Below are 15,528 nucleotides of genomic sequence, written 5' to 3' on the forward strand. Positions count from 1 at the left end.
ACCGATTTTCTGAGGTCGCCAAGCAATGATCTCGCCCACTCAAAGCGCACATCTGGACACCAGCATGTGTCGCCCACGGCTTCTCTACCGCGTCAATCGGTGATACCCAATTATGCGATGCAGCAGGAAGCCTCGTCATCATTTTTCACCGTATCCAATCAGTTCATCGCAGATTGGCTTCTGGCCCTTCAATCCAGATGCACCGACGACCATTATCGCTCATTGCTTGAGAGATCAGATTTGGCGATTTGTCAGATGGGTTCTCAAGGCCGGGTTACGCTTGATCAGATTGTCTGCCTCTATCAACTCGCCGCTGTTGAGACCGGGGATGAGATGATGGGGCTTTGGTCGCGTCCCATCAGACCGCGCGCGCTGCAACATCTGCTTACGTCTGTAAGAGAGGCAACATCGCTTGCATCTGCGCTGTATCGGTTCTCGACCTTTTGGAACCTTCTGCTCGACGATTATGAACGCGTCCTTTCAGAGGATAGCGACGCGCTGACCCTGGCCCTTAAGCCCTACGGTGATCAGGTTGCCCAACGGTTCGGACACATGCTGATCCTCAAGCTGGCCCATGGTCTTCTGTCATGGCTTGCGCGGCAAGAAGTTCCTGTGAAGTCAGTTGGTTTCGCCTTTGATCGACCGGCATTTGCAGAAGACTATGCCGTTATCTTTCCGGCCCACGTGCATTTTGCGCAGCCGGTGACATCTATTTCGTTCGACAAATCCGATTTGGGGCCAGGGCACGCCCGTGCGACCGGTGACCTCCACACGTTTTTGCGAAACGCGCCACGGGACTGGATATTCACGCGTTCCAGCACGCACCGGCAAGCCTTGCGTGTGCGCAGCTACATCAGCAAATCCGGATGGGAGCGTGCACAGCTTGCTGATGCAGCACGCGCCCTGCACATGACCCCGCGCACCCTGATCCGAAAGCTGGAACAGGATGGGACATCGTTTCAAGCCATCAAAGATGCGCTGCGCCGCGATCTGGCAATTGCCCACTTGCAAACCGGTGGCGAAAGCATCGAAGCCATCGCGCATTTTGTTGGGTTTTCCTCTGCTGCGAGCTTTCACAAAGCCTTCGTCAGATGGACAGGAAATACACCCAGCACGTACCGACGCAAGCCGACCGTCTCGCACTGAGTTTGTCACTTTTGGACAATACACTGTCACATCCTGAGATGGCGGTGGGTACGGTGATCTGTCATATACCTGCAGAAATGAATTTGGAATTCAGTGCCTCCAGAAAGAACATGCCGCCGCATGGCGTGATACGACAATTCCGCCCTTGAAAGGAGACGTCATGTCAGAAAAACTCCAAACCATCCTGACCGCTGCAAGAGATCATGCATCTGACGTTATTGCGCCCAATGTGGATGCGTGGAACGCAGCACGCTTGTGGCCCCGAAGTGCATCTGACAAGGCGGGCGCTGCTGGTTTAACGGGGCTCTACGTACCCGAAGAATGGGGAGGCCAGGGCTTGTCATTGGCAGAGGGCATCCAGGTCTACGAGCAACTTGGCCTTGGCGATGGCGCTTATGCGTTCGCGTTATCGATGCACAACATCTGCACTTATGCGGCATGCGGCTATGGGACGGATGCGTTCAAGGAACAATGGGCGCGCGATCTGACTTCGGGCCGTAAATTGGCAAACTTCGCACTGACAGAGCCGCAATCCGGCTCTGACCCGATGACGATGTATACCCACGCCACCATCAACGGCGACGGCACCTGGATAATCAACGGATCCAAGGCGTGGGTCAGCCTTGCAACCGAGGCGGATGTTTACTTCACCGTTGTGAAAACCAGCGATGCGCCGGGGCACAAGGATATGGCCATGATCGCTATCCCTGCCGACACGCCAGGGATCAGCTTCGGGCCGCTTTACGACACGCCATCCTACAGCTTCCTGCCCATGTCCGAGATGTATCTCAACAATGTCATAGTGAGTGAGGACAATATCATCCTGCCTATCGGGCAGGGTTTCCAAGGGTCACTGATGGCCATCGACATCGCACGCGTTTCTATCGCGTCAGGCTGCTGCGGTTTGATGCAAGCGGCACTCGACACCGCACTCGCCTATTCCAAGAACCGCAAGATGTTCGGCGGCAAGAATATCGAATTGGACGGCATCCAGTGGATGCTGGGCGAAGTGGCGACGGACCTTGAGGCCTCCAGACTGCTCTATCGCAAAGCGGCAGAGGCGCTCGGCACGCCGGAGGGTCCGTTGATGGCAGCCCATGCGAAGCGTTTCGTACCCGATGCTGCCGTCAAAGCGGCCAATACTTGCACTCAAGTGCTGGGTGGCATGGGGCTATTGCAGCCCTACGGCCTCGACCGGCTCTCGCGCCTTGCACAGATGCTGCGGATCGTTGATGGCACGACCGAGATCAGCCGTGTTGTCATCGGACGTGCTTTGCAAAAGCGCGCGGCAGGTCTGCCGGACCTGCCGGTGCCCAGGGGGTTCGGTGAGAGTGACGCTGCCTCTCCATCTGTCGCTGCGGAATAAAATCATCCAAATTTGCTTTGGTGACTTCTGGATGTGGCGCAATTCCGTGCGCCTAATTCCAATCCGCATGCGTGATTTGAAACGCCTTGATACGTGAATAAAGGGTTGTGGGCCGAATATCCAAAAGCGAGGCTGCACCATTTGGCCCTGAAACCTTGCCGTTCGTTGACCGCATGGCGGCAATTACATTTGCCCGGACGATTGACTGAATCTCAGCCTCAGTTTTCACGACATCCACGGACTTCGTTTCACTCGGCGCACCGCTGGACAGTTCGATGCGGAGCTTATCCTTCGTTGACAGGATCGCCGCGCGCTCGATCACGTTACGCAATTCCCGGACGTTTCCGGGCCACCGGTAGCTCTGAAGCCGGTGCATCGCGCGTTCTGTGATCGCTGGCACCGGTCGGTTGAGCTTTGCGCAGGCGATTTCCAACAGGTGTGCAGCTAAAGGCGGAATGTCCTCAGGTCGTTCGCGCAAAGGGGCGCATGTGATCGGGAAGAGATTCAGATACATGTAAAGCTGTTCGCGCAACTGCTCCGAGGCCGAACGTTTCGTGAGCGACAGGGTCGTCGCTGCAATCACCCGGATGTCGAGCGGCTTTTCTCGGACGTCACCCAGCCGGCGCACCGACTTGGTTTGCAACACATGGAGCAGTTTCCCTTGCACGTCGTGGGGAAGATCCTCAACATCATCAAGAAACAGCGTCCCACCATGGGCCAGTTCGAGTTTGCCAGGCTTGTCCTGTTTGGCGCCTGATGCGCCGCCACGCACTTGACCAAAAAGTTCTGCCTCAACCTCGCTAGGCAGCACCGAACCACAGTTAAAGTGGATGAGAGGCCTTCGTGACCTCGGACTGGTTTTGTGAATCTCCTTCGCCACCAGAGATTTCCCTGTCCCATGCTCGCCAGAGATCATGACTGTGGCGTCTGTCCCGGCGACAAGATCGATCCGTGCCAAGGTCTGCGCTATCGCGGTCGACGTACCAATGATCGCGTGGTGCGCGCGCTCGGTATTGATCTCCTCCTGCAGATAGGCGTTTTCCTGTTCCAGGCGGTCGCGCAAATCCGCAACCTCCTGCATAGCTTGACGCAGCTTGCGTTCGCTTTCCTTGCGCTCAGAGATGTCGCGAAAGATCACAACGGCACCCGCGAGGATCTGGTGATCATAGATCGGCGTCGAGATATACTCGACCGGGATGGGTTTTCCGTCCTTTCGCCAGAACACTTCGTCTTCGATCCGGTTGACCTGCTCAAAGCGGAAGGACTTGTAGATCGGGCAATCATGGTGGTGGTAATGGTCACCGTTGACGTGGGTGTGGTGCAGGATCGAATGGATATCTTTGCCCAGCAGGTCGTCGGTCGTCCATCCAAGCATCTCCTGGGCGGCCCGGTTCACGAATGTGGCTTTGCCCTCGGCATTCAATCCATAGATGCCCTCGCCAGCTGCGTTCAGGATAAGCTGGTTGCGCCGCTCAAGGTCGGCAAAAAACCCTTCGGCGCGCTTCCATTCCGTGACACCCGCGCGCTGGAGCCGCGCGACCTCGGTGTCATGGGTTCGGCGATCCAATTCATCGAGGTCGACGATGGTCAGGAAAACGCTGTGGTCTGTAATGCGCAGCGGACGGCCGCGGATCTCGCAGCGGAGGCCGTGGCCGTCGGCGCGCTTGAGTTCAACCTGTCTCGTCCAGGCCGCCCCACGAGTATCTAGCTCATCCAGAAATACAAGAAATTGCTGCACCTGCGCGCCAAGGAGCCGAGAGAAGCGCGGTGGCGTTTCGCGTTGAAATCCTAAGAGCTGACACGCGGCGTCATTGGCTGTCACAATGTCGTCGGTATGGGTGTTCAACACAATCGCAGCTTCGGGAACAGCGGCAACGATGGAATCGGCAGAGAGCGCGAGCTGTGTCATGGCGAAAGCCTAGAGCAGCTCCCTTAGGCGCACTAGCGAGATTTCGTAATTTACGATATTTCGTTACACCATAGACTCGTAGAACACACTTAAGTTTCTGTTTTTTATATTATTTTTCAAACAGCGGAAATATTGGGCACGCACTTTCTTAACGTGTCATCCTCGCTACCCTCATCAGGGAGCTCGACGGGCATTCGTACTTAGCAAGCGCAAGTCCGTCGAAGATTTCGACAGAAAGCGCCTTCTTGTCTGCGGCGCTAGACAACAGAACAGGTGAGAGATGACGCATTTTAAGGACCCCTTCAATCCGAACATCGACGTATGGAATGAGTGCGGTGAGGCTTCGACCGGACCAGCCGATCCATATGCAGGTCTGTCTGCAGAGGATGCCGATATTCTGCGGCGCAGAGAGAAACAGACGCTGACCTCCGAGGTGGGGATGACCCGCGCCCTTGAAAGCGCCGTGCTGCAGGGCCTGTTCAAAAATGACGTCTCGCGGCGTGGGTTCTTGCGGAGCGCCGGTGTGACCGGGGCCCTTGCTGCCGTGGCCAGCGTTTTCCCGCTTTCGTCGCTTCAGTTGATGGCCGAAGAGGCGATGAAGAACCTCGAAAAGACCAAGCTGACGCTGGGCTTTGTCCCTATCACCTGCGCGACGCCGATCATTGGCGGGCATGCGCTTGGCTTCTATCAGCGCTATGGCCTTGATGTAGACATCGTGAAAACGGCCGGTTGGGCTGTCTCGCGGGACAAATGCCTGAACGGCGAATATGATGGGTCTCATCTTTTGTTCCCGATGCCGATGGCAATGTCGCTCGGCATTGGATCGACCGCGCAGCCTTGGCGGGTTGTGTCGAACGTGAACACCAACGGTCAGGCCATCGTTCTTGCCAACAAGCATCTGGAAAATCAGGATCCGGCGAATTGGAAAGGCTTCACCTTTGCCGTGCCGTTCGAATACTCGATGCACAACCTTCTGCTGCGCAACTACGTGGCGGATGCAGGTCTGGACCCCGACCGCGACATTCAGATCCGCGTCGTGCCGCCACCAGAGATGGTTGCCAATCTACGCTCAGAAAACGTTGATGGTTATCTGGCGCCCGATCCGTTCTGCCAGCGGGCTGTCTATGATCAGGTTGGTTTCATCCACAAGCTGACGCTCGACCTTTGGAAACAGCACCCATGCTGCGTCTTCGGTCTGTCCCAGACCTTCATCGACGAAAACCCCAACACAACGATGGCTTTGACGACTGCGATCCTCGAAGCGACTGCTTCTGCGGAGACCTCTGAGGGTCGTGTGGCATTTGCGGAATCGATGGCACCTGCCAACTACCTCAACCAGCCCGTCGAGATCCTCAAACAGATCCTGACTGGGGTGTTCCCGGATGGACAAGGCAACATCAAGGCGGTGCCAGACCGTATTTCGTTCATGCCGCTGCCCACGCAAACCATGGGCACTTGGGTGCTCTCGCAGCTACGCCGCTGGAACTACATCGACAGCGACACAGACTATGCCACGCTGGCCGAGGAGCTGGTGATGACCACAACCACCCGCGAAACCATGAGGGCGATGATGGCCGCCGATGCGAACCTGACATTCTCGGACGCCGAACAGGACGTCTACGCGCCGGTGGAAATCCAGGGTCGCGAGTTCGCGCCAGGGGCCGCTCAGGAGTTTATCGATAGCCAGCCTTTCAGCCGCACCATCTGACGTGGTTGGCTCGCGCATAAGTGGGGCGGATCGCCGCCCCGTTCTCTCGACTGATCTTCTAGAGGCAAGACCATGATCGGCAAATATGATCTGCGCAGTACGATGCTGTCCGTCCTGATACTCGTGGTCGGCCTTTTAATTTGGCATGTGACAACATTTGTGCCGGACACCGGCCCGATTGCAGTTGATCTGAGCCCGGAGCAGCAAGAGGCGCTACTCAGCCAGAACATGGCTGCTGATGACATCGCATATTACGCCAGCCAGGGCGTCGCATTTCCGCAACTTGATCAGATTGCCGGGCTTGGCCTGTCGCGCGAGATGATTGACATGGCTGGTGGTATTCAGGCGCTTGGTATCAGTGTGCCGGATGAGAATTCCGCGCCGGCACCCGGTTCGTTGTTCCCGTCCCCAGCACAAATCGGGACCGAGCTTTGGGCCACAATCACTGATCCGTTCTATGTCGCGGGCACCAACGACATGGGATACGGGATTCAGATCGGCTATTCTCTTTTGCGGGTTCTGATCGGCTACACGCTGGCGGCGGCCGTGGCGATACCCCTTGGGTTCTTGATCGGAATGTCGCCGCTCGCCTACAAGGCGCTCGATCCTTACATTCAGGTTCTCAAACCGATTTCGCCCCTTGCTTGGATGCCAATTGCGCTTTTCACCATCGGCGACAGCGAGCTTTCGTCGATCTTCGTGATTTTCATCTGCTCGGTTTGGCCGATGCTCACCAACACCGCATTTGGCGTGGCCAGCGTGCGCGGCGATTGGATCAATGTGGCGCGCACCCATGAATTGAGCACGATCAAAACCGCGCTGACGGTCATCCTGCCTGCCGCTGCACCGACAATCATTACTGGCATGCGCATCTCGATTGGCATCGCCTGGTTGGTCATTGTAGCCGCCGAAATGCTCGTCGGTGGCACCGGCATTGGCTACGTCGTCTGGAACGAATGGAACGGTCTCCGGCTCGACCGCATGATCGTGGCCATTTTGCTGATCGGGGTCATGGGCATGCTTCTCGATGCGGCCTTCGCCCGCTTGCAGCGCGCTGTCGCTTACGTTGAATAAGGAGAACCGAAATGGCCAAACCATTTCTGTCGGTTGAGCAGCTTACCCAGCAATTCCCCGATGGTGCGGGCGGCACGCTGACCGTTTTTGAGAAGGCGACATTCGGCGTCGAAAAGGGAGAGTTCGTTTGCATCCTAGGCCACTCCGGCTGCGGCAAGTCGACGATCATGAACATTCTGGCGGGGCTTGCAGAGCCGACCTCTGGCGTCGTGAAAATGGACGGCTATGAGGTGTCTGGGCCGTCGCTTGATCGCGGGGTGGTGTTCCAGAACTATTCGTTGCTGCCATGGCTTTCGGCACTCAAGAACGTCACATTTGGGGTCAGCGCGCGTTACAAAGATTGGTCCAAGCCCCAGGTCGAGAAGCACGCGCGCAAATACCTCTCGATGGTCGGCCTTGATGGTGATGTGGTGCATCGCAAACCCTCTCAGCTTTCGGGTGGCATGCGCCAGCGCGTGTCGATTGCCCGGGCTTTTGCGAACCAACCGAAATTGCTGCTTTTGGACGAACCCTTTGGCGCGCTTGATGCGCTGACCCGTGGCACAATCCAGGAAGAGCTGGTCAAGGTGTGGAGCCAGACAGAGCAAACCGTATTTATGATCACACACGACATTGATGAGGCGATCCTGTTGGCGGACCGGATTTTGCTGATGACCAACGGGCCGCTCGCCCGAGTTGCAGAGTCCGTCGACATCACGATCCCACGGCCACGTAATCGGACCGAGATTGTTGAGCATCCGAACTATTACGCCATTCGCAACCACCTTGTGCAGTTCTTGGGCCAGCGCTCAAAGGATCTGGCAGGTCAGGCTGCTGACGGATCAGAACACCGCCCTGAGACAGTGCATATCGACAAAACAACAGAGCATCAGACCGCGCCTGCAGAGGTGGCGCCCGTCGTCCCCCCTTTGCGCGCAGTGAATGACTAGGGTGGTAGATCCATGACAGAACAAAGCCCAATCCGCGCTCCGCTGCCACCGTTCACTTATGAAGATGCGGTGAAGAAAGTACGCATGGCAGAGGATGCATGGAATACCCGCGACCCTGCCAAGGTCGCCTTGGCCTACACGCCTGACACGCGTTGGCGCAACCGGTCAGAATTTCTGAATGGACGCGAAGAGGTCCGGGACTTTCTGACCCGCAAATGGGCCAGGGAAAATGGCTATCGCCTGATCAAGGAAATCTGGGCGCATGCAGAAAACCGCATCGCCGTGCGCTTTGTGTACGAATGGCACGACGATGACGGAAACTGGTTTCGGGCCCATGGAAACGAGAACTGGGAGTTCGATGAAAAAGGCTACATGGCCGTGCGCCATGCCTCCATCAACGACGTGCCCATCACAGCAGAAGACCGCAAATTCCACTGGCCGCAAGGTCCTCGCCCTGATGACCACCCTAGCCTGACCGCACTTGGCCTTTAGCCCACAACAAAACTTGAGGAGGCAAATATGAAAGACACAATTGAGGTCCCGACCATGATGACCAAAGAAGACGTAACGATGATGATCCTCTCGGCTAAGAAAACGGCCGGCTTCACTTGGGAGGAGATCGCCGAAAAGATTGATATGTCCCCGGTTTGGACCCATTCGGCTTGCATGGGCATGAATGGTTGGCCGAAAGACAAGGCCGAAGCCATTGTGTCTGTCATGGGCCTGCCGCAGGAAGCGGTCAGCGTGCTGGAGGAGCCGCCAACAAAAGTCTGGGAGCAGGCCGTTCCCACCGACCCATGCATCTACCGTCTTTATGAGATTGTCGGTGTCTACGGCCCGACTATCAAAGCGCTGATCGAAGAGAAATTCGGTACCGGCATCATGTCCGCGATTGATTTTGACATGCAGATTACAAAGGTTCCGCATGAGAAGGGCGATCGTGTCAAAGTCGAAATGTCCGGCAAGTTCTTGTCGTACAATTCCTGGTAGCTATCTGCAGTCTCTCCCTTCGCGAGGACAAGAAACCGCGTCGTCCGCGCCAAGACATTGCCTGCGTGGCTCCAGCGCGGGCTAATTTCGATTTGGGCACTTCATTTTGGATCTCGGAGATGCTACCGAACCGTATGGTTCTAGGTCAGACAAAAGCGCGGTTCATGGTTCATTCCCATATCGTATGGGGTAACAGGACGTACACGACTTAGGCTGAGAACCGTCCATATCACCCCACCGATTGGAGTGGGGTGACTGCTCCTTCGGGCAAGTAAGGAGCAAAAATGACGACAGATCAAATTGAAGATGGTGACGAGGCGATAACCAAGCCGCGACCCAAGCAGGGCGCGGTGCCAGATATATTTGTCCGTCCAGTTGAACCGGAAGATGCGCCTGGCGTGACGGCTTTGATGAACCTTCCCGGTTATCGCTGGGGCACGATGCGGCTGCCCTATCAAAGTGTTAGCACAACGCGACAAAAGATGTCGACGAGTGGACCAAATTTCGTATGCCTCGTAGCCACCTCGAAGGAAGAGATCGTCGGCATGGCCTCTCTGACGCGCTTTGAGGGGCGCAGGTCACATGTCGGTGCCGTTGGCATGGGCGTCCACGATTCTTACGTCGGACATGGACTTGGAACGCGTTTGTTGACGTCATTGCTTGAGGTGGCCGACGACTGGTGGGCCTTGCGCCGGATCGAATTGACCGTGAATACGGACAACGCACGCGCTATTGGTCTCTACGAACGCATGGGGTTTGAACGAGAAGGTGTGTTGCGAGACTATGCTTTGCGCGGAGGTGAGTTCATTGATGCTGTCAGCATGGCACGCTTGGCGAAGCTGCCTCAGTCCGGAAAGAGCAGTGAGACATGATCAACACCCTCCGCCTGAACCTAAGGCCGTTTCGCGATGATGATCTTCACCAAGTCTCAGAAATCCTCGGCGATCCCAACGTTATGGCTTTCAGCGACGATGGCGCGCTTGATCATACGGCCTGCTGCGAATGGTTGTATCGGGCGAAGCAAACCACCACTGATCACGGGCTGCCACTGATGCTGGCCATCTGCCTGAAACCGGACGAGCGGTTGATTGGATACGGAAAGCTTGCCAACGATCCACACCGGGTGATTGAGTGCGAAGCAGAGCTCGGTTTCCGTTTGGCTCATGATTGCTGGGGTCGCGGGATTGCGACCGAGGCCGCACAGGCCATGGTGGCTCACGCAACATGCCTTCCCGGGACGAAACGTATTGTAGCAATTGTCGATCCAAACAACCAACAATCAGTACGCGTCTTGCAGAAGATCGGCATGACGTATGAAAGGGACGTCATGTTCGAAGGCTACGACTATCCCGACCATAGGTTTGGTCTGGAGCTGGCCGCAGCAGCGCATTGATCACTTCGGCGGGTAGGCTCTGATCAGACGTTAGAGCAAGCGAGACATGCATATCGGTTGCTGTATGATCTATCGAAGACGGCCCAAACCAGCCATTCGTCGGGTGAGGCCGCGCCGCAATGCAGCTTCACCGAACCAGTCGTTCGCTGCGGGCGCAAAATCAGGCAATGGTCGAATTCACAGTTTACGGACAAAACCGACCTTTGAAGTTTTACTCCAAAGGACAGCATTTGCGCATTTCTGACTGACGACGACAGACGCCCAGCGGTTCTCATTCATCTAGATGTTTGGATCACTGACTATGCGTTGTAGGTGTTTTATTATGCCGCAACCTGATCAAGCTGACCAATGCGGCTGACCTCTATTGCGTTCAAAAAGAGTTCATCGGTCAGTTGCGAGGCGACGAGTGGGGTCATGTGATTGAGACCAGCGACTGGTATCAGCCATGCATGCGGATAGACGCGCTGCAGAAATCCGGTGGTTTCCAGAATGACAGACGGTGACTCCTGACCATGCAGTATCGTCATCGGACCGTTGTACTTGATTTGGTGCGGGTTCCAGACCCCAGAGGCGACTTGCTCAAAATCGCGAAGGACTGAGCCGTATTTGGCAATCACCGCGGCCCGAAACTTGTCAGTGCCGCCTGACCAGGCCTTTGCCCCGGCCCAAAACTCAATGAAGAGCGCCATGCCATGTTCTGCCCCGGCGAGCTGCATCACCAAAGCCAGATCGCGCAAGTCCGGTGGCGCTGACATTTCGGCGCCGACTTTCACCGGAACAACCGGATCATAAAGTGTCACGCTTGCGACCCTTTCAGGTGCCGTCTTTGCCGCCATCATTGCAATCGATGCCCCAAAAGAGTGCGCGATCAGGTGAACCGGTGTTGCACTATTCGCGATGGCGTTCATGACGACGTCCAGACGCGCCTTGGGATCTGCATCGGGAACTGTAGGTGCAACAACTTGGTAGTCTGGTGCAGCCGCCGCGTGCAGGGAGAGCCACTGTTTGGACGAACTTGCGGATCCGTGAACCGCGACGATTGACTGATGATTATCTAGGGAGAGCATCGGAATATCCTTTGAATGCATTTGGGTGCATTGGCCGGTGCATCACACCACCGGCCAAATCGGTTAGTTTCTCGCAGTGATCTGCTGGCCACGTGGCTTGAGCATTGGAAATAGCATCGGGACATTACGCTGGTACGTTGCGTAGCGGTCGCCGAATGTCCGCAGCAAAGCGCGCTCCTCGAAGTAGAGACCGACAAAGATGTATGCGGTCATCGCCCCAGCAAAGAGCAAATGCCCCCATGTCATGTGCGGCGTCGCGAACAACAGCACGATCACACCAAGCTGCATTGGATGGCGCACAATCTTGTAAAGCGCAGGTGTCCGAAACTCAGGCTGCGGCATAGGTGCGTTCCGCATGTGGGTCCAGATTTGGCGCAGCCCAAACAGTTCAAAGTGATCGATCAGAAACGTCGACCAAAGGACCAATGACGCCCCGATTGCAAAACCTACATAGGCCATGACCGCAGCAAAGCCATCGATATGCCAGATTGTTCCCGGCAGCGCCTGCCATTGCCACATCGCCAGAGCCAGGCACAGGCTTGACTGCACAACATAAGTGCTTCGCTCGGCAGCTGCTGGCAGGACTTTCAACAGTACTGCTTTCACGTGATCGCGGGCCAAGAGAGAGTGAAAGAACCCGAAAGTCGCGATCAACAGCAGGTTGATTGTAACGCTGGCACCCAGAGACGTTTGCGCGCCATCTGCCGTGTTAATCGCTTTCGGGACCAGAAGGTTCAGCAAAAAACCAGCAAGGTATGAAAACACGGCGAGGAACAACAGATAGGCTGTGATACCATATGCGAAGACGATAAATCTTTTCATCGTTTCTCTCCTCAGAACCAGGTGCGCAGGTGGGCGCCTGCATCACGAAACGGCGGCATGCCGATGTCAGAGCGCATGTGGTCGCTCAGATAATCGATCTGTGGGGGGTGGTTTGTGGAACGCGCGATGCGGAACCAACGTGTCAGACGGCGTGTCATTTCTTTCTCCAATCGGTGTTGTGTCATTTGCAAGCACGTCAAATGCGCTGGCTTGTGAGGCGCCTTATGCGGGTGGAGCCAGCTGCATGCTTGAGGTTTGCTTGAGGGTTTCTTGAGGAATCTTAGTGCGACACCTGAGAGGCAGGATCTTGGGTCGGCCGAAATGCCAAACGGCCGCGATCGCGGCCGTTTGATGGGTCAGCTCCTGCAGCCAAATCCAGGTGCTATACTCTGAAATTGAAGGGAAAATCGTCAAAGGAGGCGGGCTCATCAGGCTTTGGGAAGCCAATGTCCGCCCGCAGATGTGTGGGAAGGCGTTGAATGTCGCGCGGTAGCGCATTTTTGCGCCTTTGCCAGACGTGACGTCTCAAACTGGTGACAAGACTTGTTATCATTTTCGGTAATCCTCTTATGCTATGCCGCTCAAACTGCGGTGCATGAGGTATGCGCTGCTGATCGCCACAGAGCTTGAGGTCAGTCTGACGATTGTCTGATGATTGGCCGTTTGCATGAAGGTTTCCCAAACATCTGGGCCCTGTTAATCTGTTGCCATGATCTATGCCTTTGATGGATTTGAGCTCGATACACGCCGCATGGAGCTGCGGCAAAATGGCGAAGCAACCCATCTCGAACCGAAGCATTTTGAATTGTTGTCCCTTCTGGTGGCGCATGCAGATCGCGTTCTGACAAAGGACGAGATTTTCGATGAAATCTGGCCGGGAGTGTTTGTGACAGAGGCGTCGCTGAGTGGTGCGATCAAACATATTCGCAAAGCGCTGGGCGACGATGGTGCAACCCAAACGTTCATCCGCACCGTTCGCGGAAAAGGCTTTCGTTTTGTGAGGGATCTTGAAAGAGGGCAAACCGCCCTGTCCGATTCTCAGACAATTGAAAACGAGCACTCAAATGCGATGGCCGGACAACCGGTCATTGCGGTATTGCCGTTCTCTTTGATTGGGTCGGACCGGGAGGAGACGGCGATCGCAGACGGGCTGCCGATCGAAATCATCGCGGGGCTATCCCGGCTGCATTCGATCAGTGTGATTGCACGCGGATCCTCCTTTCGCCTTGATTTGCAGGCGCACGCGCTTTCGGACATCCATGCGCGACTTGGCGTGACCTACGTTGTTAGCGGATCGATCGAAGTGTCCGGGCAGAGGGTACGTATTGTCGTCGATCTTGCTGACACGCGTGATGAGCAGGTTCTTTGGAGCGAAACATACGACGTTTCCTTGGATGACATCTTCATTGTACGGCAGGATGTGGTCCGCGCTGTTGCGACAGCCGTTGACCTGCGCATACCACAGCATGAGGCCGTGCGTCTGACGAATGTCCCAACAGAAAAGCTTGACGCCTGGGGGCTATATCACCTTGGCCTTCGTCATCTTTATCGCTTCAGCGGCCCGGAAAACACAAAGGCAGCCGCCTATTTCAAGCTTGCATTGGAACGCGACCCCGACTTTGGACGCGCGACAGCCGGTTTGTCTTATACAGAGTTCGAAAACTTCAATCTCGGATTTGGGCCCGAAAAGTCTGCCCATTTGGCAAATGCGCTCGCCCATGCCGAAAGATCCGTCGATCTCGATCCGCATGACCCATTCTGCAATCTGGTTTTGGGCCGCGCACATTGGATCCATCAAGACATTGATGGTGCACAAGCATGGACTGATCGGGCCATCAACTTGAACCCGAACTATGCCTTCGGCCACTACAACAGTGGCAAGTTCTCGGCGATTGCATGCCACGGCACCGCGGCAGACCAACACCTGCAATCAGCACTGACCTTCAGCCCGATTGATCCACACTTGCAATCAATGCTCAGTGCCAGGGCGTTTGCTGCATTTGTGGATGACCAACCCGAGCAGGCCATTCGCTTTGCCGAGCAATCGCTACGCGCGCCCAATGCACATCTCTACGTCTGTGTGATCGCCGCGGCCATCTTTGCCCATTTCGGGAGAGATGACCGCTCGGACGACGTGCTTGCACGGATCGCAAAACTGGGCGGCGGCTTTGGCCGGGACCATTTCGAGATGCTCTTCCGCCCGACCGATCCCGCAAAGGCAGCGCAGCTACAAACTGCATTTGATAGGCTCGGGTTCTGAGGACCCGCCAAAGCAGGTGATCTGTTTAGCGAGCCTCTCGACGGGAAAAATCGCGGGTTAAGACGCCAAACGCATTTCCGATCCTTGCAAGTAACGCCGCGCCTCGGAAATCTTCGCAGCGTCCCAAAGGGTGACCTGCACATCGGCTCTGATGCGAAAGCCCAAGCGTTTGTAGAGCGCAATTGCACCTTGGTTAGACGCAAAGGTGTGCAGGAAAGGCTGGTTTCCCGAAGCCAAGATACGCGCTGTCATTTCCAGAACAAGTGCAGCGCCCAGTCCACGTGAACGACAGTCTTCCGCCACACAAACGGCGCTGATCTCGGTGAAACCCGGAAAACTGAGCCTTTGACCCGCCATTGCGATTAACCTTCCGCCTTCTTTCACGCCAATGAAGTCGCCCAGTTCATGTGTCCGGCATTCAAACGGTCCCGGACGGGCCTGCCGCGCGAGGTTGAACATCTGTACGGCATCGACTTCGCGCAGGTCCACAATCTCGTGATGGTCAGTTGGGTTCGCAACACTATGCGCGACCATTTGTACGCCCATAGCGGTTGGTGCGACCTCATTGCCAAATGGAGACCAGTGTTGCATCGTATAAGCTGGCGCTTCGCGCTGCGCGACGAGGTTCAGGAAAGCGTCAATTGTCTTAGGATCATCACCGGACAGGGCCGCGAAAGGCCCAAAATCTTTTGCAATTGTAAGGGCGCCACGTGTTCCAGTTGCCCTTGGTCTGTGGTGCGTCGACAAGGACCACCAAACTGGGTTGTCGAGCATGTTATCGTTGTCAGGCATATTCTTTTCCTTCATCAGAATGCGTTGAAATTAGGTCAAGTCAGTCCGGAGATTGACCCGGCCTCACGCGCC

General features: G+C 55.9%; 15 protein-coding genes. 10 read left to right on the top strand and 5 right to left on the bottom strand.

The window, feature by feature from the left end; all coding sequences use genetic code 11:
* Positions 1-117: 117 nt before the first annotated feature.
* Both SLH49_RS02990 and SLH49_RS02995 read left to right on the top strand, forming a co-directional pair.
* Positions 118-1,146, top strand: coding sequence for an AraC family transcriptional regulator ligand-binding domain-containing protein (locus tag SLH49_RS02990; protein ID WP_320268505.1), 1,029 nt, complete (start codon positions 118-120; stop codon positions 1,144-1,146).
* A gap of 160 nt (positions 1,147-1,306) precedes the next feature.
* Positions 1,307-2,512 (top strand): acyl-CoA dehydrogenase family protein, encoded by a 1,206-nt coding sequence (locus SLH49_RS02995; protein ID WP_320267688.1) that lies wholly within the window; start codon positions 1,307-1,309, stop codon positions 2,510-2,512.
* Positions 2,513-2,564: 52 nt separating this feature from the next.
* Here the strand turns inward: SLH49_RS02995 and SLH49_RS03000 are convergent, their stop codons facing one another.
* A complete protein-coding gene (locus SLH49_RS03000) occupies positions 2,565-4,421 on the bottom strand; it encodes a sigma 54-interacting transcriptional regulator (protein WP_320267689.1) in 1,857 nt (618 codons plus the stop codon).
* A 280-nt stretch (positions 4,422-4,701) separates the two neighbouring features.
* On the opposite strand from SLH49_RS03000, the gene SLH49_RS03005 reads away from it, so the two are divergent.
* The 7 genes from SLH49_RS03005 to SLH49_RS03035 all read left to right on the top strand — a co-directional run bounded on the left by SLH49_RS03005 (position 4,702) and on the right by SLH49_RS03035 (position 10,515).
* Complete coding sequence (locus SLH49_RS03005; protein WP_320267690.1) at positions 4,702-6,129, top strand: ABC transporter substrate-binding protein; 1,428 nt, start codon at positions 4,702-4,704, stop codon at positions 6,127-6,129.
* Between the two features lie 72 nt (positions 6,130-6,201).
* Complete coding sequence (gene ntrB / locus SLH49_RS03010) at positions 6,202-7,203, top strand: nitrate ABC transporter permease (RefSeq protein ID WP_320267691.1); 1,002 nt, start codon at positions 6,202-6,204, stop codon at positions 7,201-7,203.
* Positions 7,204-7,214: 11 nt separating this feature from the next.
* Entirely contained in the window at positions 7,215-8,132 is a 918-nt protein-coding gene (locus SLH49_RS03015; RefSeq protein WP_320267692.1) for an ABC transporter ATP-binding protein, read from the top strand.
* Positions 8,133-8,144: 12 nt separating this feature from the next.
* Positions 8,145-8,624 carry a nuclear transport factor 2 family protein gene (locus SLH49_RS03020; RefSeq protein ID WP_320267693.1) on the top strand — a complete coding sequence of 160 codons (480 nt, stop codon included), beginning with the start codon at positions 8,145-8,147 and terminating at the stop codon, positions 8,622-8,624.
* Positions 8,625-8,651: 27 nt separating this feature from the next.
* Positions 8,652-9,122, top strand: a complete 471-nt coding sequence (cynS, locus tag SLH49_RS03025; RefSeq protein WP_320267694.1) for a cyanase — start codon at positions 8,652-8,654, stop codon at positions 9,120-9,122.
* 284 nt (positions 9,123-9,406) lie between these two features.
* Positions 9,407-9,994 (top strand): GNAT family N-acetyltransferase, encoded by a 588-nt coding sequence (locus tag SLH49_RS03030; RefSeq protein WP_320267695.1) that lies wholly within the window; start codon positions 9,407-9,409, stop codon positions 9,992-9,994.
* Positions 9,991-10,515: a GNAT family N-acetyltransferase gene (locus SLH49_RS03035; protein ID WP_320267696.1), complete on the top strand. Its 525-nt coding sequence runs from the start codon at positions 9,991-9,993 to the stop codon at positions 10,513-10,515. The genes SLH49_RS03030 and SLH49_RS03035 overlap by 4 nt, the downstream gene beginning before the upstream one ends.
* 320 nt (positions 10,516-10,835) lie before the next feature.
* Here the strand turns inward: SLH49_RS03035 and SLH49_RS03040 are convergent, their stop codons facing one another.
* The 3 genes from SLH49_RS03040 to SLH49_RS03050 form a co-directional block, all read right to left on the bottom strand.
* Positions 10,836-11,582: an alpha/beta hydrolase gene (locus SLH49_RS03040; RefSeq protein ID WP_320267697.1), complete on the bottom strand. Its 747-nt coding sequence runs from the start codon at positions 11,580-11,582 to the stop codon at positions 10,836-10,838.
* 63 nt (positions 11,583-11,645) lie between these two features.
* The gene (locus SLH49_RS03045; protein ID WP_320267698.1) at positions 11,646-12,404 is read right to left on the bottom strand and encodes an NnrU family protein; all 759 of its coding nucleotides are present in this window, start codon (positions 12,402-12,404) and stop codon (positions 11,646-11,648) included.
* A gap of 11 nt (positions 12,405-12,415) precedes the next feature.
* Positions 12,416-12,562 carry a hypothetical protein gene (locus tag SLH49_RS03050; protein ID WP_320267699.1) on the bottom strand — a complete coding sequence of 49 codons (147 nt, stop codon included), beginning with the start codon at positions 12,560-12,562 and terminating at the stop codon, positions 12,416-12,418.
* 551 nt (positions 12,563-13,113) lie between these two features.
* Between SLH49_RS03050 and SLH49_RS03055 the strand changes: the two genes are divergently transcribed.
* Positions 13,114-14,664, top strand: coding sequence for a winged helix-turn-helix domain-containing tetratricopeptide repeat protein (locus SLH49_RS03055; RefSeq protein WP_320267700.1), 1,551 nt, complete (start codon positions 13,114-13,116; stop codon positions 14,662-14,664).
* Between the two features lie 57 nt (positions 14,665-14,721).
* Here the strand turns inward: SLH49_RS03055 and SLH49_RS03060 are convergent, their stop codons facing one another.
* Positions 14,722-15,456 carry a GNAT family N-acetyltransferase gene (locus tag SLH49_RS03060; RefSeq protein WP_320267701.1) on the bottom strand — a complete coding sequence of 245 codons (735 nt, stop codon included), beginning with the start codon at positions 15,454-15,456 and terminating at the stop codon, positions 14,722-14,724.
* Positions 15,457-15,528 lie beyond the last annotated feature (72 nt).

The sequence above is a fragment of the Cognatiyoonia sp. IB215446 genome (assembly GCF_033963825.1).
Classification (GTDB): domain Bacteria; phylum Pseudomonadota; class Alphaproteobacteria; order Rhodobacterales; family Rhodobacteraceae; genus Yoonia.